The 26,798-nt window shown below is 64.2% G+C and carries 23 protein-coding genes, 1 other RNA gene and 1 pseudogene; 16 read left to right on the top strand and 9 right to left on the bottom strand.

Translation table 11 applies throughout. From position 1 onward, the window contains the following. Nucleotides 1–218: 218 nt before the first annotated feature. Both RMCB_RS04165 and RMCB_RS04160 read left to right on the top strand, forming a co-directional pair. Nucleotides 219–776 carry a type 1 glutamine amidotransferase domain-containing protein gene (locus tag RMCB_RS04165; RefSeq protein WP_062827761.1) on the top strand — a complete coding sequence of 186 codons (558 nt, stop codon included), beginning with the start codon at nt 219–221 and terminating at the stop codon, nt 774–776. Nucleotides 777–790: 14 nt separating this feature from the next. Then, nucleotides 791–2,983, top strand: a complete 2,193-nt coding sequence (locus RMCB_RS04160) for an MDR family MFS transporter (RefSeq protein ID WP_062827774.1) — start codon at nt 791–793, stop codon at nt 2,981–2,983. A gap of 4 nt (nt 2,984–2,987) precedes the next feature. Here the strand turns inward: RMCB_RS04160 and RMCB_RS04155 are convergent. Then, nucleotides 2,988–4,153: pseudogene (locus RMCB_RS04155) on the bottom strand (acyl-CoA dehydrogenase family protein). A 438-nt stretch (nt 4,154–4,591) separates the two neighbouring features. On the opposite strand from RMCB_RS04155, the gene RMCB_RS04150 reads away from it, so the two are divergent. Next, nucleotides 4,592–5,569, top strand: coding sequence for an esterase family protein (locus tag RMCB_RS04150; protein WP_029372664.1), 978 nt, complete (start codon nt 4,592–4,594; stop codon nt 5,567–5,569). 164 nt (nt 5,570–5,733) lie between these two features. Here RMCB_RS04150 and RMCB_RS04145 read toward each other — a convergent pair whose 3' ends face one another. The 3 genes from RMCB_RS04145 to hisN form a co-directional block, all read right to left on the bottom strand. Next, entirely contained in the window at nt 5,734–6,954 is a 1,221-nt protein-coding gene (locus RMCB_RS04145; protein WP_062827760.1) for an acyl-CoA dehydrogenase family protein, read from the bottom strand. Nucleotides 6,955–6,980: 26 nt separating this feature from the next. Beyond that, the gene (locus tag RMCB_RS04140) at nt 6,981–8,378 is read right to left on the bottom strand and encodes an acyl-CoA dehydrogenase family protein (protein ID WP_062827759.1); all 1,398 of its coding nucleotides are present in this window, start codon (nt 8,376–8,378) and stop codon (nt 6,981–6,983) included. A 168-nt stretch (nt 8,379–8,546) separates the two neighbouring features. Then, nucleotides 8,547–9,329 (bottom strand): histidinol-phosphatase, encoded by a 783-nt coding sequence (hisN, locus tag RMCB_RS04135; protein ID WP_062827758.1) that lies wholly within the window; start codon nt 9,327–9,329, stop codon nt 8,547–8,549. A gap of 23 nt (nt 9,330–9,352) precedes the next feature. Here hisN and RMCB_RS04130 point away from each other — a divergent pair, with 23 nt between their 5' ends. Beyond that, nucleotides 9,353–9,691, top strand: coding sequence for a hypothetical protein (locus RMCB_RS04130; protein WP_062827757.1), 339 nt, complete (start codon nt 9,353–9,355; stop codon nt 9,689–9,691). Here the strand turns inward: RMCB_RS04130 and RMCB_RS04125 are convergent. Further along, nucleotides 9,688–10,254, bottom strand: coding sequence for a TetR/AcrR family transcriptional regulator (locus RMCB_RS04125; RefSeq protein WP_084388360.1), 567 nt, complete (start codon nt 10,252–10,254; stop codon nt 9,688–9,690). The genes RMCB_RS04130 and RMCB_RS04125 overlap by 4 nt on opposite strands. Nucleotides 10,255–10,377: 123 nt before the next feature. Between RMCB_RS04125 and RMCB_RS04120 the strand changes: the two genes are divergently transcribed. Continuing rightward, nucleotides 10,378–10,824, top strand: a complete 447-nt coding sequence (locus RMCB_RS04120) for an MmpS family transport accessory protein (RefSeq protein WP_084388359.1) — start codon at nt 10,378–10,380, stop codon at nt 10,822–10,824. Then, complete coding sequence (locus RMCB_RS04115) at nt 10,821–13,664, top strand: MMPL/RND family transporter (protein ID WP_062827756.1); 2,844 nt, start codon at nt 10,821–10,823, stop codon at nt 13,662–13,664. The genes RMCB_RS04120 and RMCB_RS04115 overlap by 4 nt, the downstream gene beginning before the upstream one ends. A gap of 17 nt (nt 13,665–13,681) precedes the next feature. Here RMCB_RS04115 and RMCB_RS04110 read toward each other — a convergent pair whose 3' ends face one another. Next, nucleotides 13,682–15,055 carry an FAD-dependent oxidoreductase gene (locus tag RMCB_RS04110; protein ID WP_062827755.1) on the bottom strand — a complete coding sequence of 458 codons (1,374 nt, stop codon included), beginning with the start codon at nt 15,053–15,055 and terminating at the stop codon, nt 13,682–13,684. 159 nt (nt 15,056–15,214) lie between these two features. Between RMCB_RS04110 and prfB the strand changes: the two genes are divergently transcribed. The 9 genes from prfB to RMCB_RS04065 all read left to right on the top strand — a co-directional run bounded on the left by prfB (nt 15,215) and on the right by RMCB_RS04065 (nt 23,839). Further along, the gene (prfB, locus tag RMCB_RS04105) at nt 15,215–16,324 is read left to right on the top strand and encodes a peptide chain release factor 2 (protein WP_029373873.1); all 1,110 of its coding nucleotides are present in this window, start codon (nt 15,215–15,217) and stop codon (nt 16,322–16,324) included. Continuing rightward, a complete protein-coding gene (locus RMCB_RS04100) occupies nt 16,311–17,306 on the top strand; it encodes a mechanosensitive ion channel family protein (RefSeq protein ID WP_029373872.1) in 996 nt (331 codons plus the stop codon). Before prfB ends, RMCB_RS04100 begins: the two co-directional genes overlap by 14 nt. After that, nucleotides 17,303–17,842 carry an Rv3103c family proline-rich protein gene (locus RMCB_RS04095; protein WP_029373871.1) on the top strand — a complete coding sequence of 180 codons (540 nt, stop codon included), beginning with the start codon at nt 17,303–17,305 and terminating at the stop codon, nt 17,840–17,842. Before RMCB_RS04100 ends, RMCB_RS04095 begins: the two co-directional genes overlap by 4 nt. A gap of 45 nt (nt 17,843–17,887) precedes the next feature. Further along, a complete protein-coding gene (gene ftsE, locus RMCB_RS04090; protein ID WP_029373870.1) occupies nt 17,888–18,577 on the top strand; it encodes a cell division ATP-binding protein FtsE in 690 nt (229 codons plus the stop codon). Continuing rightward, entirely contained in the window at nt 18,578–19,474 is an 897-nt protein-coding gene (gene ftsX, locus RMCB_RS04085; RefSeq protein WP_029373869.1) for a permease-like cell division protein FtsX, read from the top strand. 9 nt (nt 19,475–19,483) lie between these two features. Then, nucleotides 19,484–19,969: an SsrA-binding protein SmpB gene (gene smpB, locus RMCB_RS04080; protein WP_036426205.1), complete on the top strand. Its 486-nt coding sequence runs from the start codon at nt 19,484–19,486 to the stop codon at nt 19,967–19,969. Nucleotides 19,970–20,216: 247 nt separating this feature from the next. Further along, nucleotides 20,217–20,585: a transfer-messenger RNA gene (gene ssrA, locus RMCB_RS04075) on the top strand. Between the two features lie 86 nt (nt 20,586–20,671). After that, nucleotides 20,672–21,787: a tyrosine-type recombinase/integrase gene (locus RMCB_RS04070; protein ID WP_062827754.1), complete on the top strand. Its 1,116-nt coding sequence runs from the start codon at nt 20,672–20,674 to the stop codon at nt 21,785–21,787. 486 nt (nt 21,788–22,273) lie between these two features. Beyond that, nucleotides 22,274–23,839: a hypothetical protein gene (locus RMCB_RS04065; protein WP_062827753.1), complete on the top strand. Its 1,566-nt coding sequence runs from the start codon at nt 22,274–22,276 to the stop codon at nt 23,837–23,839. A gap of 157 nt (nt 23,840–23,996) precedes the next feature. Here RMCB_RS04065 and RMCB_RS35785 read toward each other — a convergent pair whose 3' ends face one another. Next, complete coding sequence (locus RMCB_RS35785) at nt 23,997–24,563, bottom strand: Pycsar system effector family protein (protein WP_131805484.1); 567 nt, start codon at nt 24,561–24,563, stop codon at nt 23,997–23,999. 29 nt (nt 24,564–24,592) lie between these two features. On the opposite strand from RMCB_RS35785, the gene RMCB_RS04060 reads away from it, so the two are divergent. Beyond that, complete coding sequence (locus tag RMCB_RS04060; protein WP_234791987.1) at nt 24,593–25,378, top strand: adenylate/guanylate cyclase domain-containing protein; 786 nt, start codon at nt 24,593–24,595, stop codon at nt 25,376–25,378. 34 nt (nt 25,379–25,412) lie between these two features. Here the strand turns inward: RMCB_RS04060 and RMCB_RS04055 are convergent, their stop codons facing one another. Both RMCB_RS04055 and RMCB_RS35780 read right to left on the bottom strand, forming a co-directional pair. Next, the gene (locus tag RMCB_RS04055; RefSeq protein ID WP_062827752.1) at nt 25,413–26,003 is read right to left on the bottom strand and encodes a recombinase family protein; all 591 of its coding nucleotides are present in this window, start codon (nt 26,001–26,003) and stop codon (nt 25,413–25,415) included. Nucleotides 26,004–26,304: 301 nt separating this feature from the next. Beyond that, the coding region (locus RMCB_RS35780; protein ID WP_206779451.1) for a hypothetical protein at nt 26,305–26,798 on the bottom strand (494 nt) is incomplete at its 5' end.

Genomic DNA, 26,798 nt, shown 5'->3' with positions numbered 1-26,798 from the left:
CAAAACTGAAAGCGACGTTACTTTCTGTTTCAAGGTTTCGCAAGGGTTCGCGGCGCGGCGTTTCAGCGTCTGTTCCGCGGGGTAGCCAGCTCCCACGGAGGAAGTCGCGGATGCCTTTCGCCGAAGTTGCTCCCGCGACTTCCTTCCCGTTGCAACCCGTATCAGCGCGGCGCACAGGCGATCTCGCCGGCGATGCCGCGCTAGACGAAAGGACTCGCATGCCCAAAGAACTGCAGGGTCGCCGGATCGGCATACTGGCCGCCGACGGCGTGGAGCGCATCGAACTCGAGCAGCCCCGCACAGCGGTCGAGAACGCCGGTGCCCGAGTCGACCTGCTCTCACTCAAATCGGGCGAAATCCAGGCCCGCGACCATGATCTCGAACCGGCAGGCAGCTTTCCGGTGGACCGCGAAGTGGCCGACGCGAAGGTCCACGACTACGACGCGTTGATCCTGCCCGGCGGGACAGTCAACCCGGACAAGTTGCGGCTGGACCAATCCGCGGTGGCGTTCGTCCGCGACTTTGTTCGCTCGGGCAAGCCCGTCGCGGCGATCTGCCACGGACCGTGGACCCTGATCGAAGCCGATGTCGTTCGAGACCGCACGCTGACCAGCTATCCGAGCATCCGCACCGACCTTCGCAACGCCGGGGCCACGGTCGTCGACAAGCAGGTCTGCGTCGACGGCAACCTGATCACCAGCCGGTCCCCGCAGGACCTGCCCGCGTTCTGCGAGGCGATCACCGACGAGTTGGCGAGTACTCCCGCACAGACGTGAACACGGGCCGAGTCATGACAGATCGTGCCTCGACGGACGCGGCGGACCCGGCTTCGGCCGCCTCGTCATCGAGCCTTCGGCAACGCAACTTCGTCTTCCTGGCCGTCGTGCTCGGCATGCTGCTGGCGGCCCTCGACCAGACCATCGTGGCAACTGCGTTGCCCACCGTGGTCGCTGATCTCGGCGGTGCCGGACATCAGGCCTGGGTCGTCACCAGCTATCTGCTCGCCTCGACGATCGTCACGGCCGTGGTCGGCAAACTGGGTGACATCTTCGGCCGCAAGAGGGTGTTCCAGGCCGCCATCCTGCTGTTTCTCGCCGGATCGGTGCTGTGCGGTTCGGCGCAGTCGATGGGGATGCTGGTCGCCTCCCGGGCGCTGCAGGGACTCGGCGGCGGTGCCATCACCGTGACGGCCGTCGCGGTCATCGGTGAAGTGATACCCCTGCGCGAGCGCGGCCGGTACCAGGGCGCGCTCGGAGCGGTGTTCGGTGTCACGACGGTGGTCGGCCCGTTGCTCGGAGGCTTGTTCACCGACCATCTGAGCTGGCGGTGGGCGTTCTGGATCAACGTCCCGGTGGCGATCGTCGTCATCGCCATCGCGGCGGTGGCCATTCCCGCCCTGGAGCGCACCGCCAGGCCCGTCCTCGACTACGCAGGCATCGTCCTGGTCGGACTCGGCGCTGCGGGCCTGACCCTGGCCACCAGTTGGGGTGGCACCACCTACGGGTGGGGTTCGCCGATGATCGTCGGGCTGTTCGTCGGATCGGTGCTGGCACTGGCGGCCTTCGTCATGGTCGAGCGCCGCGCCACCGAACCGGTCCTGCCGATCCGGTTGTTCTCCAACCCGGTCTTCACGGTCTGTTGCGTGCTGTCCTTCGTCGTCGGGTTCGCGATGCTGGGCGCGCTCACGTTCCTGCCGACCTACATGCAGTTCGTCGACGGGGTCTCGGCCACTGCCTCAGGGCTTCGGACCTTGCCCATGGTGGCCGGTCTGCTCGTGACCTCCTTGGGAAGTGGCGTGCTCGTCGGCCGCACCGGCAAGTACAAGATCTTTCCGATCGCCGGCACGGCCATCATGGCGCTCGGATTCGTCCTGCTGTCCCGGATGGATGCCGGCACCTCGACGCTGATCCAGTCCCTGGACCTACTCGTGCTCGGGACGGGGATCGGCCTGAGCATGCAGGTGCTCATCCTGGTGGTGCAGAACACCGTCGATTTCAGCGACCTCGGCGTCGCCACATCGGGTGTGACGTTCTTCCGCACCATCGGCAGCTCGTTCGGCGCCGCCATCTTCGGATCGCTGTTCGCGAACTTCTTGGACGACCGCCTTCCGGCCGCGATGGCCGCCAGTCACGCGCCGCCTGCCGCTGCGACGTCGCCGCAGGTGCTGCACCGCCTGCCACACGCCGTCGCGGCACCGATCATCGACGCCTATGCCGATTCCTTGACCCGGGTCTTCCTGTTCGCGGCGCCGTTCGCGGTGGTCGGTTTCGTGCTGGCGCTCTTCCTCAAGCAGGTTCCGCTGCGCGACACGGCGGCCAGCGGGAGCACGGACATGGGGGAGGGCTTCGCCATGCCGACCACCGAACCGCCGGAGAAGGTCCTCGAAGTCGCCATCGGGCGGCTGCTGCAACGCAGTCACGGTGTGGACCTCGAAGCCCTGGCCCACGCGCCGAGCAGCCGCCTGGACACCGCGCAGCTGTGGGCGCTGATCCAGATCTATCGGTACGCCGCGGCCACCGGAGCCGCGAATCTACTCGACATCGCCGATGAACGACGGGTGCCGCGGCAGATTCTCGAGCCGGCTTTCGACCGGCTGGTTGCCACCGGATTCGCGACGCGGGAGGGACACGAGTTCTCGTTGACGCCGGCCGGCGCCGCGGAGATCAGCGCGGCCCGCAACGTCATCTCCAGCTGGCTCACCGAGAGCCTCGCGCAATCCCCGGATTTCCACGGCCGCCCGGATCGGCTGCAAGTCCAAGGTGCGCTCGACCGCGTCGCCCGAGGAGTGCTCATGGAGCGCGACCGCGCACACGACGAGACGAGGCCGATGAAACTGGGCCCGTCGCGCCGGCCGGTCACCGTACCGCCCACGACGCGCCTGCGAACCCCGTCGGCTGAGCCACGGGTGGAACCGCCCACCCGCCCCTTCCGTCCGCGGGCGGCACCGCCGTCGCGGCCGGGCCCACGGCCGCCGCGGCGCTGAACGATCAGATCATCGCCGTGCGGGGGACCTTCATACCCAGTGCGAGCGCGCCTGCCAGTTCACGGCTGGTGTCGTAGTCGAACACCACGTGCCCGGCCAGCACGTCGACGTCACGCTTGAGCCGCTGCATGGGACTGGACAGGAAGTGGATGCTGGCACCACCGGCACCGAGCAGCTCGGCGATGACCGCGCGCGACTCGGCGACGATGTGCGCGGCGGCCAACCGCGCCTGGGCCCGCACGGGCTTGTCGACCTGGTCGCCCGCGGCGACGATGCCCTCGATCTGGCCGACGGTATCGGCGAGCAAACCGCGCAGAGCCCGTAGCCGAACGAGTGCGCCGGACAGATGGGCCTGGGCGATCGGCTTGTCCTTCTGCATGACGCCCTCATACGGCAGCACGCGCTCGGCGAGCCGTTGCGCGTAGAGCTCGGTGACGCGTTCGGCGCTGCCCAGCGCGGGCATCGCTGCCAGCAGCGCCAGTGCGGGCACCATCGGCCAGCGATAGGTCGGGCTGTGGTGCAGGCCGGCGCCCGGCGCGGTGCCCGCATAGATGTCGGTCACCTTGACCAGTCGGTGCTTCGGCACGAAGGCGTCGGTGGCCACGACGTCGTTGGATCCGTGGCCCGCATGCCGTCGGTGTGCCAGACGTCCTCGACGGTGACGTCGCAGATCGGTAGCAGGGCCAGGGCGGGGTAGAGGCCGTCATCGGGTCCGCACAGCGCCGCGACGATGATCCAGTTGGCGTGCATCACGCCGGTCGCCCACGACCATCGACCCGACAGCCGCACGCCACCCGGCGCGGGCAAGCCGCGGCCCGTGGGTGCCAACGGAGCCGGGGCCAGGAACGGTCGGGTTGTGTAGGCCTCGTCCTGGGCCTGCTCGCCGAACAGGGCCAGCATCCAGTTGTGCAGCGTGTAGAAGCCGATGGTCCATGCGCTGGACGTGCAGCCGTGGGCCATCCGGCGGACCGGGTCCAGGATCGCCGCGAAATTCGCCTCGTGACCGCCGTACCGGGTGGGCGCCAGCAGTTCGGTGAAACCGGTCGCGGTCAGGTCGGCCACCGTGGCGTCCGGGAGCCTGCGCAACTGCTCTGCCTCCGCCGCGCGCTCACTCAACCGTCCGACGAATTCGTCGGTGATGACGGATTCGACTCTGAGCCGTGTCGGCATGGCCGAAAAGTTACCATACTTTTTAGTATGGCCATTTGAATGACACCGTTGGAATCTGCTCGGCGACGATCGGATAACCCTCCGGACACCGGTTGTGCACAGATTGGTGTCGGCGACCGGTGCGGGTGGTCGGCACGCGAGCGGGTCAAGCGCTATTTCGGCTGGTGGTGCGCCCCGATAGAGCGGGAAGACAAAGGTCGTGTCATTTTTTGCCAAACCGAGTTGTGCCGCGCCGTAACGGGCCGTCGGTTTTCTCTCATCGCGGCCTCATGATTTACTCAAGGGCGCAACAACTGAAATTTCTCGGTCCGCTCTCCTGATGCACCGGGCTCAGCCGAGCGGGCGCGACAATGCAGCGATCCTTCGTTGCGTGTCGCTGGGTGATCCTTGATCGCGCAGTACAGGCGTAGTTGACCGGAAGATGGACGGATTCGCAGTATGACCTTCATTGACAAGATTCGTGGCCATTGGGCGCGCCGATTTACGGTGGCGGCCATGGCAGCACTGCTGCTGCCTGGCTTGATCGGCGTGGCCGGCGGATCGGCGACCGCGGGAGCGTTCTCCCGGCCTGGTCTGCCGGTGGAGTACCTGATGGTCCCGTCGCCGTCGATGGGCCGCGACATCAAGATTCAGTTCCAGAGCGGCGGGCCGGGTTCGCACGCGGTGTACCTGCTCGACGGCCTGCGTGCCCAGGACGACTACAACGGCTGGGACATCAACACCAACGCGTTCGAGATGTTCCTCAACACCGGCCTGTCGGTGGTCATGCCCGTCGGCGGTCAGTCCAGCTTCTACAGCGACTGGTACTCGCCGGCATGCGGCAAGTCGGGTTGCGTCACCTACAAGTGGGAGACCTTCCTGACCAGCGAGCTGCCCCAGTGGCTGGCCGCCAATCGGGACGTCGCCGCAACCGGCAACGCCGCGGTCGGTCTGTCGATGGCCGGTTCGGCCTCGATGATCCTCGCCGCCTACCACCCGGATCAGTTCAAGTACGCGGCTTCACTGTCGGGCTTCCTGAACCCGTCCGAGGGCATGTGGCCGTTCCTGATCAACATCTCCATGGGTGACGCCGGTGGCTACAAGGCCAACGACATGTGGGGTCCGACGGAAGATCCCAACAGCGCCTGGAAGCGCAACGACCCGATGGTGCAGATCCCCCGGCTCGTCGCCAACAACACCCGGCTGTGGGTGTACTGCGGCAACGGCCAGCCCAACGAGCTCGGTGGCGGCGACTTGCCCGCAACCTTCCTGGAGGGCTTGACCATCCGCACCAACGAGACCTTCCGCGACAACTACCTCGCGGCCGGCGGTAACAACGCGGTGTTCAACTTCCCGGACAACGGCACGCACAACTGGGCTTACTGGGCCCGGGAACTGCAGGCCATGGTTCCGGACCTGCAGCGGGTCCTGGGCTAAGCTCACGCAATAACGAAAATCGCCCAGAGCACTTCGGTGTTCTGGGCGATTTTCGTGTTCCACGGGTTTCGCGGTCAGCCGCACCAATTGGCCGAACAGACGCAGAATCGCACGGATCCGCTGAACGGATCCGTGCGATTCAGCGTCTGCCCGGCGGGAAAGACCTACTTCAACTCGGCCGAGGACAGGCCCAGCAACCGGCGGGCCACCACCAGCTGTTGAATCTGCTGCGTGCCCTCGAAGATGTCGAGGATCTTGGAGTCGCGAGCCCACTTCTCCAGCAGGGTCTGCTCGGAATAGCCGACGGTCCCTGCCATTTCGACGGCCTTGAGGGTGATGTCGCTGGCCACCCGCGCCGCCTTGGCCTTACCCATCGAGGCCTCTTTCGAGTTCGGGATGCTGTTGTCGGCCTGCCACGCCGAGCGCACGGTCAACAGATACCCGGCCTCCCAGTCGGCCTCCATCCGCAGGAACTCCGCGGCCGCGGCGCTCTGTGCGTGCGCGGGCTTGTCGTAGGAGATCTCCACGCCGGCATCGGTGAGGATGGCCCGCAGGTCCTCCAGGGCGGCCCGGGCGATACCCACGGCCATGGCCGCCACGATGGGCCGGGTGTTGTCGAAGGTCTCCATGACCCCCGCAAAACCCTTCTCCACGTGGATCTCCGGATTACCCAGCAGGTTGTCCTTGGGGATGCGGGCGTTCTCGAAGCGGATCACCGCGGTGTCGGAGGCCTTGATGCCGAGCTTGTGCTCGAGGCGCTCGACGGTGACGCCGGGGTGTTCGCGCGGCACGATGAACGACTTGATGGCCGCGCGGCCCAGGGACTTGTCCAACGTCGCCCACACCACGATGTGGGTGGCCCGCGAACCCGCGGTGACGAAGATCTTCTCGCCGTTGATCACGTACTCGTCGCCGTCGAGCACCGCGGTGGTGGTCACGGCCGCCGAGTCCGAGCCGAAGCCCGGTTCGGTGATGGCCATGGCGGCCCACACGTTCTTGCCCAGCCGCTCCAACTGCTCAGGGGTGGCGACCGACGAGATGGCGGCGTTACCCAGACCTTGGCGCGGCACCGACAACAGCAGTGCCACGTCGCCCCAGCTGATTTCGAGGGCGTTGAGCAGAGCCGACATGTTGGCGCCGTTGACCGTGGTCTTCTGACCCTCGCCGTTGGCGTCGTCGCGGAAGGCCTCCGCGCCGGCGAACGAGATGGTCTTGGCGCTCGAGATGCCTTCGAACAGATTGGCCAGGGTGTCGAGTTCGACGGGGTAGGCGTGCTCGGCCAGATCGTACTTGCGCGAGATGGGCCGAAGCATCTCCGCGGCGCCCTGGTGGCCCTTCTCGATGACCGCCTGCAGCTTGCGGGGCATTTCCAAATTGATTGCCATGATGTGTCTTTCGCTTGGAGGACCGCTTAGAGGACTACGACACCTTCGGCGACGCCGATGGCCCGCAGATCGCGGTACCAGCGCTCGACCGGGTGTTCCTTGGTGTAGCCGTGGCCGCCGAGCAGCTGCACGCCGTCCAGACCGATCTGCATGCCCTTGTCGGTGCCGAGCTTCTTGGCCAGGGCGGCCTCGCGGGCGAACGGCAGACCCTGTTCGGCACGAGCCGCACCGCGCCAGGTGATGAGTCGCAGGCCGTCGAGTTCGATGGCGATGTTGGCGGCCATGAACGCCACCGACTGGCGGTGGGCGATCGGTTCACCGAAGGCGTGACGCTCCTTGATGTAGGGGATCACGTAATCCAGCACGGCGTGCGACGTGCCGACCGCGAGGGCGGCCCAGCCGAGCCGCGAGAGTGCGATCGCCTCGGAGTAATCCTCGTCGGTGGCGTCGTCCTCGCCGAGCCGCGCGCTCAGCGGCACGCTGACGTTGTCGAGTTCCACCTGGCCGAGTGCGGCGGCGCGGATACCCATGCTGGTATCGGCCTTGACCGTGAGCCCGGCCGATGCCGCCTCGACGATGAACAGCGCCGGCTTGCCGTTGAGTTGTGCTGCGACGATGAACAATTCGGCGTCGGCGGCCGCAGGCACCAGAGACTTCACGCCGGACAGGCGGTACCCGCTGGGAGTGCGGACCGCGGTGGTCTTGAGCGCGGTGGGGTCGAACAGTGCGTGCGGTTCGGCGATTGCCACACATCCCTGTGGCACGTTCTCGCCCGCGAATTCCTTGAGATAGGTGGCCTGCTGGTCGGCGCTGCCCCAATGGGTCAGCGCGGCCGCGACGCCGCCGGGCGCCAGGATCGGCAGGGCCAGGCCCATGTCGCCGTAGGCCAGCGCCTCGGCGACCAGTGCATTGGTGACCGTGCTGCGATGCTCGGCGATGCCGTGGAAGTCCTCCGGGACGTTGACCGCGGTGATGCCCAGCTCGGCGGCCTTGGCGATCAGGTCGGCCGGATACTTGGCGGCTTCGTCGGCGTCGTGGGCTGCCGGGCGCAGGATCTCCTCGGCGAACTCGTTGACGGTCTCGACGATCATCTTCTGGTCGTCGTTGGGCGTCAGGTCGAAGTAGTCGGCACCGCTGGCCTTGAGCCGGGTGGGGGACTTGCCGACGCCCTGGACCCGCTTGAACTGCCGGGTGGCCGCGCCTGCGGTTGAAAATACTTGCTTCACACCGTATTTCAGTCCGCGGTTGAGCGGGTCGCGCAATCCGTAGCGATCCAGGAATTCCTGGCCGACGATCGGCGTGATGAGCGCCAATCCGATGTCGGTCGCTGTCCGCTTGTGCTTGTGCAGGCCCACGGCACTTGGCCGGTCGGACCGCTGGGGACGGGGTGCAGAGCCGTTCTTGGACGGCAGGGTGTTGGTCATGTCAGCTGCCTCTAGTTGTGGAGTGGCGACGCCATGACCGTATCTTACTCCGGAGTAAGGTACGGCGCCCCTGTAACCAACTTCACAGCCCCGTTGAGATTGCATACAGGGTCGTGAACATCGCGAAGCAGCAGCCCTGGGCGCAATCTCAACGCAGAACCCGCGAGTTCAGCCGGCCGACAACCGCTTGAGCACCTCCTCGTGCAGCTGTCCATTGGTCGCCAGCGCGCTGCCGCCGTGTGGTCCGTCAGTGCCATCGATGCTGGTGAACGTCCCTCCGGCCTCGCGGATGAGGATGTCGAGCGGGGCGATGTCCCACAGCTTCACCTCGGGCTCGCAAGCGATGTCGACGGCGCCTTCGGCCACCATGCAGTAGGACCAGAAGTCCCCGTAGGCGCGTACCCGCCACACGGCGTCGGTCAGGTCGATGAAGCGGTCGCGGCGGTCTTCCCACCCGGTGGTCAGATCCGAATACGACAGGCTTGCCGAGGCCAGGTCGCTGATGCCGGAGACGGCGAGCTTGCGAGTCTGCCCGGCGAAAGAGCCGAACGCACCCTGGCCCGCACCCGCCCACCAGCGGCGAGCCAGTGCCGGTGCGCTGACGACGCCGACGGTCGGTGTGCCGTCCTCCAGGAGGGCGATCAGTGTGCACCACACCGGCACCCCGCGGACGAAGTTCTTGGTGCCGTCGATGGGATCGAGAACCCATTGCCGTCCGGTCAAAGTGGTTGTGCCACCGAACTCTTCGCCGAACACCGAATCGTCCGGTCGGGCTTCGGCGAGCGTCGCGCGCAGTGATTCCTCGGCACCGCGGTCGGCGTCGGTGACAGGGGTCAGGTCGGGCTTGGTTTCCACGCGCAGGTCCAGGGCGCCGAATCGGGCCATGGTCAGAGCGTCGGCCTGGTCGGCCAGGGCGAGTGCCAGGGTCAAGTCATCTGCGGGAGTGCTCATGGCAGCAGTCCTACCATGGCCTTGTGTGGGAATTCGGGATACTCCTGTTGCTCGTGGGCGTGCTGGTGTTGCTACTGGCGCCGCAAATCATGCGACGACGCGGGATGGGGCCCGATGCCGTGTCGGGGACGCTGCTGGTCACGGGCGTCAGCCCGCGCCCCGACGCCGAGGGGGAGCAGTTCGTCACCATCACCGGCGTCATCAACGGACCGACGGTCAACGAGCACGTGGTGTATCAGCGCATGGCGGTAGACGTCTCCGCCTGGCCGACCATGGGTCAGCTGATCCCCGTGGTGTACTCGCCGAGGAACCCGGACAAGTGGGGCTTCGCTCCGCCATCCACCGAGGTGCCTCCGGTTTAGGACCCGCAGCCGCCTTCGAAGGTCCGGATGATGGTCGGCACCACGGCGTGACGGGGCAGTGTGCCGGCGTTGGCGTCGCGGCACGCCCAGTGCACCAACGCGAACAGCGTGTGTTCGATCCACTCGACACTTAGGTCGGAGGTGAACACGCCCTCCTCCTGGCCCCGCCGGATGAGATCCAGCACCAGGTCTTCGTTGGGCTGCTCGGCCGGTGGAACATCACGCATCACGGCGGGATCGTCGAACAGGAACAGGATGCGGTCACCGGCCGAGGCCATCGCCGCGATGGCCCTGCGCATGGCGTCACGGGCGGGACCCTGGTCGGTGGCTGCCTCGCGAATCGCCTTGTCCAGCATGCGGATCGAGTCGGCCCTGGTCTGGGTCATCAGGCAGTCCCGATCCGGGAAGTATCGGTGCACGGTGGTGCGGCCGACGCCGGCGGCCTGGGCGATGTCGGGCAAGGTGGCGGTGCGATTTCGGGCGATCACCGAGGCCGTCGCAGCGAGGATGGCATTACGGGTCCTGACCTGCGAACCAGACAGCTGCTCTGTGACGGCGCCCATCGTGCCATCGTAACTCCGCCCCAAAGTGGAGCGTTGACGTTCCATTAATGAACAAGTAAGTTCTCTCGGGGTTTCTTGGAGGACCTACTCAGGGATGCACCCTCCATTGGTCGGGAAGGATGGGTGGCGGTGCTCGGTTTCCTCGGTGCCCTGCGGCGGGGCTGGATACCACTGATCTTGGTGGCGGTGCTCGCGGTCAGCGGTTTCGCCATGTATCGCATGCACGGCATCTTCGGCTCCCAGCAGTCGGCAAGCGCCGGCGGCGGCGGAGTCGACAAGATCGTGCCGTTCAACCCCAAACGGGTGCTCTACGAGGTATTCGGGCCCGCGTCGACCGTGGGCAGCATCAGCTATCTCGACGAAAACGCTCAGCCGCAACGAGCCGACTTCACCGCGCTGCCATGGTCGTTTCAGGTCACCACGACCCTGCCGTCGATGTTCGCCAACCTCGTCGCGCAAGGCGACAGCAACTCCATCAGGTGCCGGATCACCGTCAATGGTGAAGTGCGCGAGGATCAGTCGTCGACTGGGCATGACGCGCAGGCCTTCTGCCTGGTGAAAGCCGCATGACCGGCGCGCACGCGACCCGGCCGAGGATCGCCCGGACGATCCGGGTGCTTTCCATCCCCATCATCCTGTTCTGGTTGGCGGTCACCGTCGTGACCAATGCCGTTGCGCCACAACTGGAACAGGTCGGCAAGGAAAACTCGGTATCGCTGTCGCCCCAGGATGCGCCTGCGATGATCGCGATGAACCGCATGGGCGCGCAGTTCCAGGAGTTCGACTCCGACAGCATCGCGATGATCGTGCTGGAGGGCGACGAGACGCTCGGTGACGAAGCCCACCGCTACTACGACGGCCTCGTCAAGGAACTCGAAGCCGACACCAAACACGTTCAGCACGTGCAGAACTACTGGGGCGACCTGATCACCGCCGCCGGTTCGCAGAGCTCCGACGGCAAGGCCGCCTACGTACAGGTCAATCTCGCGGGAAACCAGGGCGAAACCCTTGGTATGGAGTCGGTCGAGGCCATCCGCGAGATCGTGGACCGATCGCATCCACCCGCCGGGGTGCACGCCTACGTCACCGGCCAGGCACCGCTGACCACCGACATGACCGAGGCCGGCGACAAGTCGATGATCAAGATCACCGTGATCACCCTGATCGTCATCACGGTGATGCTGCTGCTCGTGTACCGGTCGATCGTCACCACGGTGCTGGCGTTGTTCGTCGTACTCATCGAGATGAACTCGGCCCGGGGCGTCGTCGCGGTGATCGGCAACCAGCACCTGCTCGGGCTCTCGACCTTCTCGACGAGCCTGCTCACCTCACTGGCGATCGCTGCCGGCACCGACTACGTCATCTTCCTCGTCGGCCGCTACCAGGAAGCCCGTCAGGCCGGGGAGGATCGAGAAGACGCCTACTACACCGCATTTCACGGTGTCGGGCACGTCATCCTCGGCTCCGGGCTCACCGTGGCCGGCGCCATGCTGTGCCTGCATTTCACCCGCCTGAACTACTTCAGCTCCATGGGCATCCCGAGCGCCATCGGCTTGTCCATCGTCGTGGCGGCGTCGCTGACACTGGCGCCGGCGGTGCTCACCGTCGGAAGCCGGCTCGGTGCATTCGACGCCAAGCGGGCGATCAAGACCCGCGGCTGGCGGCGCGTCGGCACCGCGGTGGTGCGCTGGCCCGTGCCGATCCTGGCGGCGGCGATCTCCATCGCCCTGGTCGGGCTGCTCGCCCTGCCCGGCTACCGAACCAGCTACAACGATCGCCACTACATTCCGCAAACGCTGCCCTCCAACGTCGGATATGCCGCCGCGGAGCGACATTTCAGTGCCGCCCGGATGAACCCCGACATGCTGCTGGTCGAGGCCGGCCAGGATCTGCGTACGGCATCGAACATGATCGTGCTGGACAAGATCGCCAAGAACATCTTCCGGGTGCCCGGCATCGCCAGGGTGCAGAACATCACCCGGCCGCTGGGGGATCCGATTGCCCACAGCTCCATACCTTTTCAGGTGAGCCTGCAATCGGTGACGATGACCGAGAACATGCAGTTCCTCAAGGGCCGCGTCGGCGACATGCAGCACATGAGCGACCAGCTCGGCATCATGATCGGCTCGATGGAGAAAATGCTCGACCTGATGCGCAAGCTGACCGGCACCACCCACGAGATGGTGGGAACGGCGACGGAGATGAAGACCGTCACCGACGAGATGCGCGACCACATGGCCGATTTCGACGATTTCTACCGGCCGCTGCGCAACTACCTGTACTGGGAGCCACACTGCTTCGACATCCCCATGTGCTGGTCCATGCGATCGCTGTTCGACGGACTCGACGGTGTCGATCGGCTCAGCGACAGCCTCACCAAGCTGCTGCGCAACATGAACGACATGGATGCGCTCATGCCGCAATTGCTCGAACAGCTGCCGCCGATGATCGCGGTGTCCAAGGACATGCAGGGCACCCTGAAGACGATGTACAGCACGTTCAACGGCCTCATCACCCAGATCGACCGCATGACCGACACCGCCAGCGCGATGGGGCAGGCGTTCGACTCGGCCAAGAGTGACGACTACTTCTACCTCCCACCGGAGGCCTTCGACAGCCCGGACTTTCAACGCGGTCTGCGGCTGCTGATCTCGCCTGACGGCAAGTCGGCGCGGTACATCATCACCCACGACACGGATCCGGCCACCCCGGAAGGTATTTCGCACGTCGACGCCGAGCTGCAGGCGGCCAAGGAAGCCGTGAAAGGCACCCCGCTGGCCGATGCGAAGTTCTGGCTCGGCGGTACCGCGGCCACCTACAAGGACATTCAGATCGGCGCCAAATGGGACCTGCTGATCGCCGCCCTGGGCGCCATCACGCTGATCTTCATGGTCATGTTGATCATCACCCGTGCGCTCATCGCGTCGTTCGTGATCGTCGGAACCGTGATCCTCTCGCTGGCAGCATCATTCGGGTTGTCGGTCCTGGTGTGGCAGTACCTGCTCGGCATCGAGCTGCACTGGATGACATTGGCCTTTTCGGTGATCATCCTGCTGGCCGTGGGTTCGGACTACAACCTGCTGGTGGTGTCCCGGTTCAAAGAGGAGATCGGCGCGGGCATCAAGACCGGCATCATCCGGGCCATGGGCGCCACCGGTGGCGTCGTGACCGCGGCGGGTCTGGTCTTCGCCGTCACGATGGCCTCCATGGTGACCTCCGACCTGCGCGCGATCGGGCAGGGTGGCACCACCATCGGCCTCGGCCTGCTGTTCGACACACTCGTGGTGCGGTCCTTGATGACGCCGTCGATCGCCGCGATCCTCGGGCGCTGGTTCTGGTGGCCGCTGAAGGTACGCAGCCGCCCGCGGCGCGTGGTGGCCGTGCCGCAACCGGTCGATCAGCCGGCCTGACGCTTCGTGCGCGCGGGCTACCCGTGGCTGATCTTGAGCATGTCCGCCACATTCGTCAGCTTGACCCGGGGCCGTCCCACCGCCTCGCCTGCGGCACGCTCGTGGGCATCGATGCGCTGCCAGTGGTCGTCGGTGATCAGCAAGGGCTGGCGGGACAGCAGCCACTGGGCGAGCTCGTCGGCGTGAGCGGGGCCGAAATCGCTCAGCGAGGCCGAGGCCAGGTCGGACAGCAGGGTCTGCACGGTGTCGGCAGAGTCCTTCTTGTTGCTGCCGATGACGCCCGACGGACCCCGCTTGATCCAGCCGACGACGTACTCATTGCGGCTGCCTTCCACCCGGCCGTCAGTGTGCGGGATGGTGCCGGAACGCTCGTCGAACGGAAGGCCGGCAGTGGGCACACCGCGATACCCGACAGCGCGCACCACCAACTGTGCCGGCAGCTCCTCACGTACGCCGGTGTCCTTGGCGACCACTCGGTCCGACACGGTGACCAGTTCGTTGCGGCCCAGCACGATCGACTCGACCTTGCCGTCACCCTTGATCTCGATGGGGGAGGTGCAGAACCGGAACACGATGCGCCGTGCCGCGCCCGTGGGCTCCTTGGCGGCGTAGCCGCGCAACACCTTGACGTTCTGCTTGACGGTCTTGCCCGCGGCCTCCAGCGCTTCGTCGGTGATGTCGTCGACATCGGCCGGGTCGACGATGACGTCGACGTCGGCCATCGCCTCGAGATCGCCCAGCTCACGTAATTCCAGTGTGGTGAAGGGCGCTTGCAGAGGTCCGCGCCGGCCGATCACCACCACTTCCTGTACCCCGCTGGCGTGCAGTGCGGACAAGGCATGATCGGCAATGTCGGTGCGCGCCAACACTTGTGGATCGCTGACAAGGATGCGGGCCACGTCCAGCGCGACGTTGCCGTTCCCCACCACCACCGCGCGGGCGTTCGACACGTCGGGGGCCATCAGCTCGAAGTGTGGGTGAGCGTTGTACCAGCCGACGAAGTCGACAGCGGCGACGCTGCCGGGCAGGTCTTCGCCGGGGATGCCGAGCGGTCGGTCCGACTGGGCGCCGATGGCGTAGACGACGGCGTCGTAGCGCTCTGCCAGCTCGCCGGCCTGCACGTGTTCACCCACCACGATGTTGCCGAAGAACCGGAACCGCGGATCCCGCGCGATCTTCTCGAACTGGGCGCTGATCGTCTTGATCTTGGGGTGGTCGGGTGCGACACCGGAGCGCACGAGCCCCCAGGGCGTGGGCAGCATCTCCAGCATGTCGACGCGGACGTCGCGGTGCTCGGCACTGTCGGTGGAATCGGCAAACTTCAACAACGCTGCCGCGGCAAAGAACCCGGAGGGTCCCGAGCCGACGACTGCCACATGGTATGGGCGCATGCATCAGCCTTCTGATAGCCAATCGCTCTCCCGGCCGTGCGCAAGGGGCTGTCGCGACACAGCTGGGCTGGGTACACCCCGACTGTAAACGCGGATCCGTGGAGCTGCCGCCGGTCAGCGATAACTTCCTCGAACGGGCTACAGGTAACCTCAACTGTCGTGGATCTAGACCGTCAAGCCGATATCGCCGCACTCGACACCACCCTGACGACGGTGGAGCGGGTGCTTGACTTGGACGGCCTGCGTGACCGGGTGGCCAAACTCGAGCAGGAAGCGTCGGACCCGAAGCTGTGGGACGACCAGACGCGTGCGCAGAAGGTCACCAGTGAGCTGTCGCACGCCCAGGGCGAACTGCGCCGGGTGGAGGAGCTGCGCAGCCGTCTCGACGATCTGCCCGTGCTGTACGAGTTGGCCGCCGAAGAAGGCGGCGAGTCCGAGATCGCCGAGGCCGACGCCGAGCTCAACAAGCTGCGCGAGGACATCGAGCAGATGGAGGTCCGCACGCTGCTCTCCGGTGAGTACGACGAGCGCGAAGCGGTCGTCACCATCCGGTCGGGCGCGGGCGGTGTCGACGCGGCCGACTGGGCCGAGATGTTGATGCGGATGTACATCCGCTGGGCCGAGCAGCACAAGTATCCGGTCGAGGTCTTCGATACGTCCTACGCCGAGGAGGCCGGCATCAAGAGCGCGACGTTCGCCGTGCACGCGCCGTTCGCCTACGGCACGCTCTCGGTCGAGCAGGGCACCCATCGCCTGGTGCGGATCAGCCCTTTCGACAACCAGAGCCGCCGCCAGACCTCGTTCGCCGATGTCGAGGTGCTGCCCGTGGTCGAGACCACCGATCACATCGAGATCCCGGAAGGCGACATCCGCGTCGACGTGTATCGCTCGAGCGGCCCGGGCGGGCAGTCGGTGAACACCACAGACTCGGCGGTACGCCTCACCCACATCCCGACCGGTATCGTGGTCACCTGTCAGAACGAGAAATCGCAGCTGCAGAACAAGGTTTCGGCGATGCGGGTTCTCCAGGCAAAGTTGCTGGAGCGTAAGCGGTTAGAGGAACGCGCCGAGATGGATGCGCTGAAGGGCGACGGCGGAAGTTCCTGGGGAACCCAGATGCGGTCCTATGTTCTGCAGCCCTATCAGATGGTGAAGGATCTGCGCACCGAGTACGAGGTCGGTAACCCGACCGCGGTGCTCGATGGAGACATCGACGGATTCCTGGAAGCGGGAATCAGGTGGCGCAACAGAAAAGATGACGACGAGTAACTTGGCCGCCACAGTGCTGGCCTATCCGATGGCTCAGCGCTGGCATGACTTCTGGCACGGCGAGTTCGGTGTATGGATCCTGACCAAGGGTCTGCGCATTGCGCTGCTGCTGATCGGCGGGTTGCTGCTGGCCCGCTTCATCAACTGGGCTGCGCAGAGATTCGTGCGGCGCATCGACGCCGAATATGAGGAAAGCGACCAGCTGGTGCGCTCGGAGAGCGCCAAGCACCGGCAGGCCGTCGCATCGGTGATCTCCTGGGTGTCGGTGGCGATGTTGTTCGTCGTCGTGCTCGTCGAGGTCAGCGATGTGCTGGCGGTGCCGATCGTGTCGTTGGCCGCGCCCGCAACCGTGATCGGTGCTGCGCTCGGTTTCGGTGCGCAGCGCATCGTGCAGGACCTGCTGGCCGGCTTCTTCATCATCACGGAGAAGCAGTACGGCTTCGGCGACCTGGTGCGGCTGACGATCGCGGCAGCCAACGAGGCCGAGGGCACCGTGGAGGATGTCACGCTGCGGATCACCAAGCTGCGGTCGTCCGAGGGGGAGATGTACACCGTTCCCAACGGGCAGATCGTCAAGTCGCTGAACCTCTCCAAGGACTGGGCCCGCTCCGTCGTCGACATCCCGGTGCCTGCCAGCGCGGACCTCAACGCCGTCAACGACGTCTTGCACGAGGTCGCCGACAAGGCTGCCGATGACGAGGAACTGTCCAAGCTGCTGCTCGACAAGCCGCAGCTCATGGGTGTGGAGAGCATCGGACTGGACACGGTCAACCTGCGCATGGTGGCCCGGACCCTGCCCGGCAAGCAGTTCGAGGTCGGCCGGCGGCTGCGGGTCCGCGTCGTACGGGCCCTGCGGCGCGCCGGGGTGGTCACGCCCACCGACGGCGCGACGCCCACGGTGGAGTCGATCCCTCATCCGGCGACGGTGCCCGGAGCCGAGCAGACACCTTCCGGACGGCCCGCCCGGGAGACGACGTCATGAAAATCGACCTGTCCCCACAGTTCGCGGCGATCAAGGCCGTCGCGGTCAAGTACTGGCCCAAGCGGCTTGGTCGGCTGCGTACGTCCACGGTCGTGCTGATGGTGGCGTTTGTGGCGCTGTTCTGGGTGCAGCAGGCCTATCGGCCGCCCGCGCCCACGCCGACGGCGCCACCCGGATTCGTGCCCGACCCCGATTACACGTGGGTGCCGCGCACCAATGTGGCCCCGCCGACGACGACGCGTCGGACCACGACGACCACCACGCCGACGACGACCGAAACCACCACACCGGAGACCACCACCGAGACTCCGACGACGAGTTCGACGAGTCCGACCACGACGTCCCCGTCACCGGGCCCGCGCACCACGGTGATCGATCCGGATGGTCCCGGACCGTTGCCACCGATCACGTTGCCGATCCTGCCGGGCATGGCTCCCCCGGCGCCGACTCCGACGCCGGGGCAACCACCCACGCCGGTCGCCGAGCAACCGTCGCAGGTCGGCGAGCAACCCGCTGCTCCGACACCGCAGCCCTAGCGTGACCCGGCCTTCGCGTACTCACCGCTACACTGGCGTGCCGTGATGATCACCCTCGACCACGTGACGAAGCAGTACAAGTCGTCAGCGCGTCCCGCGCTGGACGACGTCTCGTTGAAGATCGACAAGGGTGAGTTCGTGTTCCTCATCGGCCCGTCCGGGTCGGGCAAGTCCACGTTCATGCGCCTGCTGCTCGCGGCCGAGACGCCGTCCGCCGGCGACATCCAGGTCTCCAAGTTCCATGTGAACAAGCTGCCGGGACGGCACATCCCGAGCCTGCGGCAGGTGATCGGCTGCGTCTTCCAGGACTTCCGGCTGCTGCAGCAGAAGACGGTGTTCGAAAACGTGGCGTTCGCCCTTGAGGTCATCGGCAAGCGATCCGAGGTGATCAACAGGGTGGTGCCGGACGTGCTGGAGATGGTGGGGCTGTCCGGCAAGGCCAATCGGCTACCGAGCGAACTGTCCGGTGGTGAGCAGCAGCGCGTGGCCATCGCCCGCGCCTTCGTCAACCGCCCGCTGGTGCTGATCGCCGACGAGCCGACCGGAAACCTGGATCCGGAGACCAGTAAGGACATCATGGATCTGCTGGAGCGGATCAACCGCACCGGAACGACGGTGCTGATGGCCACCCACGACCATCACATCGTCGACTCGATGCGTCAGCGGGTCGTCGAACTCGAACTCGGCCGGCTGATTCGTGACGAGCAGCGCGGCGTCTACGGAATGGATCGCTAAGTGCGCTTCGGCTTTCTTGTCAATGAAGTTCTGACCGGGCTTCGTCGCAACGTCACCATGACCGTTGCGATGATCCTGACCACAGCCATCTCCATCGGGCTGTTCGGCGGCGGTCTGCTGGTGGTGCGGCTGGCCGACCAGTCCCGCGACATCTATCTCGACCGGGTCGAGACCCAGGTGTTCCTGACCGACGACGTGTCGGCCAACGACCCGAACTGTGACGCCGACCCGTGCAAGGCGCTGCGCAGCAAGCTCGAAGAGAACACCGAGCAGGTCAAGTCGGTGCGCTTCCTCGACCGCGACCAGGCCTATCAGGACGCCATCCGCAAGATCCCGCAGTTCAAGGACGTCGCCAGCAAGGACGCGTTCCCGGCGTCGTTCATCGTCAAGCTGAACAATCCCGAGCAGCATGCCGAATTCGACAAGTCGATGATCGGGCAGCCGGGCGTGCGCAGCGTGCTCAATCAGAAAGAGCTGATCGACCGGTTGTTCTCGGTGCTCGACGGCCTGAGCAATGCGGCGTTCGCCGTCGCGCTGGTGCAGGCCATCGGTGCCGTGCTGCTGATCGCGAACATGGTGCAGGTGGCCGCATACACCCGGCGGACCGAGATCGGCATCATGCGGCTGGTCGGTGCCACCCGGTGGTACACCCAGCTGCCGTTCCTGGTGGAGGCGATGCTCGCGGCCCTCATCGGCGTGATCATCTCGATCATCGGGCTCATCATCGTGCGGGCGGCGTTCCTCGAACGCGCGCTCAACCAGTTCTATCAAGCCAACCTGATCGCCAGGGTGGACTATGCCGACATCCTGTACATCTCGCCGATCCTGCTGTTCGTCGGCGTGGCCATGGCAGGCCTGACCGCGTACGTCACCCTGCGGCTTTACGTCCGTAGGTAGGTCGTAGTGGTGACCAAGAAGTCCAGCCCCGCCGGCAACAAGCAGATCGTGGCGAGCAATCGCAAGGCGCGGCACAACTACACGATCCTCGACACCTACGAGGCCGGCGTCGCGCTGATGGGCACCGAGGTGAAAAGCCTGCGCGAGGGGCAGGCCTCACTTGCCGATGCGTTCGCCACCGTCGACGACGGCGAGATCTGGCTGCGCAACGTCCACATCGCCGAGTACCACCACGGCACCTGGACCAACCACGCACCGCGCCGCAACCGCAAGCTGCTGTTGCACCGCCGGGAGATCGACAATCTCATCGGCAAGATCCGCGACGGCAATCTGACCCTGGTGCCGCTGTCGATGTACTTCTCCGACGGCAAAGTCAAGGTGGAGCTGGCGTTGGCCCGAGGCAAACAAGCGCACGACAAGCGCCAGGACATCGCCAAGCGCGACGCCGACCGCGAGATCACCCGTGAACTCGGCAGGCGCGCCAAAGGCATGTAGGACCGTGTAGGCCCATCTAGGCCCACCACCTGCACCGCCACCACCTGCACCGCGACCGTGCGTGTCTGCTGCCCGACACGCCGTATTTCGCCGGCATTCTGCGCCCGCTCGTGGACTTTGAGCGTCACGTTCTGCCGGGTGCGATCACGGGAGATTGGTTGTCCATATCACGGGAATAATGGCTTGGCGTTCGCCGTTGGGGATGGCGTACCATTGACTGTCCTGCCGAAAGTCGGCGGGGATGCGAGGGGCTGATCGGTTTCGACTTCGCGCATCGAATCAAGGGAAGCGTGCCGGTGCAGGCAAGAGACCACCGTAAGCGTCGTTGCAACCAATTAAGCGCCGATTCCAATCAGCGCGACTACGCCCTCGCTGCCTAAGCGACGGCTGGTCTGTCAGACCGGGAGCGCCCTCGGCCCGGACCCTGGCATCAGCTAGAGGGACCCACCCATGGGTTCGGTCGCGGAATCCATGGGGACATCAAACAGCGACTGGGATCGTCATCTCGGCTTGTTCGCGTGACTGAGAGATCCGAGTAGAGACACAGCGAACTGCGCACGGAGAAGCCTCGACGACATGCCGTAGGACCCGGGTTCAATTCCCGGCAGCTCCACAAATAAATAGCAGGTCAGAGCCCTAAAACTGACCGGAAACGCCCGCCGTCAACATCACGTCAACACGGCGGGCGTTTACTATGCCCACATGGCATCCGTAAGACCGCGCAAACGCAAGGACGGAACCCCGTATTGGGCGGTGCTGTACCGGCACAACGGCAAGCAGACCAGCACGTCATTTCCTAACGAGGAACAGGCGGGCCGGTTCTGCAAGCTGGTCGATGCTGTGGGGCCGGACAAGGCGCGTGAGGCCGCTGGCCTGGTCACCGAACAGCCCATGTCGGGCCTGACGGTCACAGAGTATCTAGAGCAACACATTGACAGCCTGTCAGGTGTCGAACGCAGGACCATCACGGACTACCGCCGATACCTGCGGAATGACATAAGCCCCGTATTCGGCGCGCTGCCTTTGGGCAAGCTGACCCGTGTTGACGTGGCCGCGTGGGTCAACACCATGCACGCGGACGGAGCCAAGGCGGGCACGATGCAGAACAAGCACGGTTTTCTGTCTGGGGCGTTGAAACAGGCCGTCAAGGACGGGCACCTGCCCGCCAACCCGTGCGACGGCGTGCGCCTGCCACGCACCGAGGAACGCGAAACCGTGTTCCTGACCGGGCCTGAGTACCAGATTCTCAAAGCTTCGTTCTCGGAGCACTACCAACCGTTCGTTGAGTTCCTGGTGGCGTCGGGTTGTCGCTTCAATGAGGCGGCGGCGCTTAAGCCGTCCGATGTGGACCGCGTCAACGGCACAGTGCGTATTGCCCGCGCATGGAAGCAAGACGGCACCCGCTACACCATGGGAGCGCCGAAGACCAAGAAATCGAACCGCACAATCAGTGTGGATAAATCCGTGCTGGACCAGCTCGACTACTCGCATGAGTGGCTGTTTACGACGACCCAGGGCGGGCCGATCCGGCTATCGACGTGGCGCACGAACGTGTGGAATAAGTCGCGTGCTAAGGCGATGGCTAAGGATAAGAACAATCCTGATAAGCCGGTGCTTGAGAAGTCGCCCACGCCGCACGACATGAGGCACACGTGCGCGTCGTGGATGTTGCAAGCGCAGCCGCCCGTGCCGCTACAGACCGTTCAGGAGCACCTGGGCCATGAGTCGATCACTACGACCGTAGACCGGTACGGACACCTGGACCGGAGTAGTCATGTGGTGGCGTCGAACGCCATTGCCGCCATGCTGGCCGTGTAATTAAGAGTTCTCTGGGAATCGCTTCCGAATTCAACGTATCGAAATGTAACGTTGGGCGGACCAGGTACGTAGACGATTCGCCATTAAGGACGGCGAGCCTGGCGACACACGGAACACAACGGGTGTTCCATCGGATGACATCGTCAGTAAGAAACATCTAATGTCGACTCCCATTCTCATGGGCTATGACGAAGTATCGGCAATGACCGGTATTGCTATAAACACCCTCAAGGACTACCGCGCCAAGAATAAGCCGGGAGGTCCGCCGTGTGCTGTTGTGTGCGGCAAGGTTCGTTATCGACGGTCCGATGTGCTGGCCTGGCTCGATGACCAATTTGAGCAGAGCGCTAATCGTGAACCTAAGCCCATGCCCGTGTTTACACCGTTAGGTCGTGGGGGGCGTAAGAGCGCTTAACTGCTCTTAGCTTCTCTCTAAAGGCAACGGTTAACGCGCGTCTTATCGCGGTGAAAAATGAATGGGAATCAATGAGTGATGTGAGTATTTCGACGGACGAGTTCTTTCTGAACTCCGGTAGTGAACAGTTAGAAAAGATTCACGGGTGGGCGAGGTCACGTATGGCTGCACCGTGGGCGGTGTTCGCGGGGGTGTTGCTGCGGGTCGCGGCCAGTGTCCCCCCATGCGTGCAGCTACCCGGCGTAATCGGTGATCGAGCTAGTTTGAACCTGCTGTGTGCCTTCGTAGGTCCGCCGGGGTCGGGCAAGGGGAATACGACGAAGGTTGCGGCGCTCGCGTGGCCTACGGATACTCTCACGCTGCCGGTCGGGTCTGGGCAAGGTATTGCCGAGACGTTTACCAAGCGTGAACCGACGGACGACATTCAGCCGGTCATATTTGATATTCCAGAGATTGACACGATGACCGGATTGTCGAGTACTCAGGGGAGTATCTTGCTGCCGACGATAAAGAGTCTGGCGATGGGTGAACAGCTCGGTCAGGCGAATGCGACGAAGGATGCGCGCCGGGTTGTCGCTGCGCATTCATATAGGGCGTGTCTATCGGTGAGCGCGCAACCGGGCCACACGAATGTCATATTCAATGACACGACGGGAGGTACCCCGCAACGGTTCCTGTGGGTGCCCGTAACCGACCAGAGTATCGAATGCGGGGAATTTTCCGATCCCGACCCGCTAGTGACGGACACGCCGATATGGAGGCCGGGAATCGGCGGTGTAGTCGATATTGATTATTCAGCCGTACCCGATATAGAACGGTCCATCAAGCAGGGCTTCCGTGACCGTATGCGCGGCGAAGGTGATCCGCTCGAAGGCCATGCGATGTTGACGCGCTGCAAGGTGGCCGCATTGTTGGCGATCATGCATCAGCGCGCCGAAGTCACTGAACGGGAGTGGCGTCTGTCTGCTGCTGTCATGGCGGTCTCGGATGAGACGAGGCGGAGTCTGATCGAGTACGCCGAAGAGGCGAAGCGTCAGCGGGCGTTGGAAGCCGGCAATGCGAGGGCTACCGAGCGTGAGGGTTACGAGGATGGTCGACTGCGGTCGGTCATGCGTGCCATCGTGGATCGGTTGACCGATGCGGGCGGCGAAATGGCTAACAGCGAGCTACGGACGAGGCTTACCAGTGGGCAGCGTCCCCTGTTCGGTGCGGCGATTGAAAAGTTAGCCGACGACAGTGTGATCGAGGTTGTCACGGTGAAGAACGGCAAGCGCTACCGATTGAAAGACACCCGCCAGGGTGGCGACTCCCGCCAGGGTGCGTTTGTACAGGTCAAAGAGGATGGCGAAGCTTGCCAGGGTGGCGTGGGCGGCACCGTCCTAAGGTTGGAAAGCGCCAGGTCGCAGAAAAACGGGACTACGAAGCTGTCATGCCAACAGTGGTTCAACAACCACATCGCGGAACTGGTCGCTGCGGGCGAAAGCACCGCTGAATCGTTTGCTGTGAACGCTGCGGGGCGTGCTGCCGGTTACAGCAATAGCAACCTCGGCGTGGCCAAGGCGCACCGTCCCGACATCACGGTCATCGAGTCACGTGGCCGCAACGGGAGTACGTGGTCACTGCGCGGCGTGGCGTAGGTGGCGGTACCCGAGTGCGTGTCCTACGCCGGCTGCGCACTCGGGATACAAGCGGTATTTTCTGGAAAGAGAGAGCACGCTGGCCGTTCGAGGCGGGTGCGTGAAGGTGTTTCTGGGCACCCCCCACCCCCTCGGTGGCGTTGCTTATCGGGCTCCGCTAGCGAACGCTGGTTGACTGCGCGGCAAGGTCGAGTGCCACCACCGCCAACGCTGCTGTCGCGCCCAGCAGTGCTACGAGAGCGCGACCTGCCCAACGGTACTTGTGGCGAGCAACGCGGGCATTAGCCCATACCTGCTGCCCTAGCTGGCTAAGGAGTTCGTCTGGTTCCGCCAGGACCCCTTTGAGTTCTTGGATGTAGGCGTCGGGACCATTGGGGTGGCGTCGCGCGATGTGGTCGAAGTAAAAGACGCTTGTCGGCTGCTCTTTGGGCGCTAAACGCGGCCACAGCGCGATACCAGCGCATATCGCGGAGGCCACGGCCAGGACACCACAAGTCATAGCGCCAAATCGAATCCAACAGTCAAAGTCGGAACGACTCTTGACCAGGTTATAGAGAACTCCGCCCACTACGCCGGATGCTGCGAGAACACCTGCGGATTTCGTCTCGGCGTGCTTGACCCAGTCATTAACGAGGCTGACGGCTTTCCATGCTTCGGCGGCATCCAGCGACGGGTTAACCGGGTCGACGAAATCTGAGTCGTCGGAGCTGGAATGCGTTGGCATGTTCGGTAGCCTAGGCGATGCTAGCCCCGATGTTGGGGAGTGTTGTTGCATGCGAAGCCGCGCAGGAGGTTCATCAGTTCGTGGACGGTAATTACAAACCCTACGACTGGGTCGCGAGTTCGAAGCGGATCAAGGACATTCTGGACCAGCCATCCGGGCAGTTTACAGAGACGGATGACCTGCCTGGTCGCGACAAGCTTACGTATACGAATGGCTTCTACGGGTGGTGTTCAGCGGTTTTCGTGGACATTCGGGATTCGTCAGGTCTAACTAAGAAACACAAACGCCCTACACTTGCAAAAGTATATCGGTCATTCATCTCTGAAATGGTTGCAGTCCTCAATAGCGACCTTTACGTCCGGGAAGTAAACATCGTCGGCGATTGCGTGTGGGCGGTATACAACACACCTAGGCCGAGGGACATCGATGACGTTTTTGAGATCGCATATACCGCTAACACCCTAAACAAGTTGCTCAATCACCGATTGTCGAAGAAGGAAATTTCGCCGATCAAACTTGGGATAGGGGTTGATTACGGGCGTGTATTAATGATCCAGGCCGGATATAGCGGCAGCGGGATCAACGATGTGATTTATATGGGGGATGTCGTTAATCGAGCCGCCCACCTTGCGCATAAGGCCAGTCGCGGCTGGTCCGGCAAGCCAATTTGGGTTGGACCCGATTTTGAGTGCAACCTAAATGATCATAACAAAAGTTTGTTGACGCGAAGCGTCGACTACGAGATCGGCGGTATAGTGTTTACCGGCGATGTAATTCACATGGGCATGAATGAATGGGTAGATGAGAATAGCTAACTGACGGCAGCGAAGATCGCGTACTTCATCCAACCTATTCCGCAATCATGCGGTAGACGGTGGCGCGGCTCACTCCAAGTGTGGTGGCAATAGTGTTGGCGGACTCACCACCCGCGTGCATGCGCCGCGCCAGAGCAGCTTTCGACGCATCCAGCGCCTTGGGCCGGCCAATTGCCTGCCCACGTGCACGCCGAGCCTCGCGAGCCGCTGCCCGACGCTCCCGACCGAGTTCCAGCTCGAGTTCGGCCAGGCTGGCGAGGACACCTGCCACCATCCGGCCCGCAGCGTTAGACGTGTCAATACCCTCACGTAATGACCGCAGCACGATTCCGCGCTCACCCAGCTCGCGGATGGTGGACATGACCTCAGCAGCGTTGCGGCCCAGACGGTCGATGCCAACCACAACGATGGTGTCGGCTTCCCGGGCGTAGTCCAACAGCGCTGCCAGGCCGGGGCGCTGCTCCCGGGTCGAGGTACCTGACAGCTTGTCAGAGTAGACGCGAGCCGTATCGACTCCCGCACCGGTCAGCGCATCGACTTGCTGGTCGAGTGACTGGTGCCCAGTACTCACACGGGCGTAGCCGAGGACTGTTCCAGTGGCAGCGGCTGCGGTGGTAATGGCCATGCTACAAGTGTCTCAGAAGTCTCATAACACGTCAATATGAGACGTTTGTTTTGAAACAGCTTCTGAGACGATTCGAGCTGGCATTTCGTCTCGTGCAAGTGATCCCAGTCAGGGTGTCTCAGTTCTTTAGTTCTGAGATACCGACGGACATCTAATTTGATGTTGGTTGGCTTCGGATTGACCGAAAAGGATCGCAGCGGCCGTACGTGTAAACCCGTGACCACGGGACGCTCGCAGGGCTGCCCTAGTCGGGCCTCACGGCGCGTCCCTTGCCCCGTCCTAACTGTCGTGTCTCGGCCGATTAGTTTCCTGTGCGCTCCCGAATCTCGAGTACGCGTTTATCATCGGCGGCTTGTTCGTCGGGCGTCGCGGGCCTACTTCGGTCCGGATTCACGTGCTGACCGGGTTGTGTCAATTCTTCCCATCGTTCATTTGGGGTCGGGCGGCCGACCATCAGCACGTCGACATGCCAGCACTTGGGCGGATCAATGAGTGACATCATCGGTGGCAGGCCCGGCGCTGGCACCCTCGTTATCATGAAAGTGCTGGGCCACAGATCTTCTTCGTAGCCGTCCGGGAACGTCCACGTACCAAGGGATTCGTCGGTTTCCTCGACAACGTCCTCGCTGCCAGGCACCTCAAGACGCCACCACTGCGCCTCGTCCTCCGGGGGCCGGTGATTTCGACCGATACCCACGACGATCCTGGCGTGTTCCCCGTGATTGAGACCAGCCTGTTTTAGAGTCCTGTGGCCCGAGGTCGGGCCGAGAAGGGACGATGACACGCATGGCTGGT

It is taken from the genome of Mycolicibacterium brisbanense (assembly GCF_001570425.1).
GTDB classification, from domain to species: domain Bacteria; phylum Actinomycetota; class Actinomycetes; order Mycobacteriales; family Mycobacteriaceae; genus Mycobacterium; species Mycobacterium brisbanense.
Note: the sequence above shows the minus strand (reverse complement) of the source record. Positions and strands in the feature narration are given on the sequence as shown.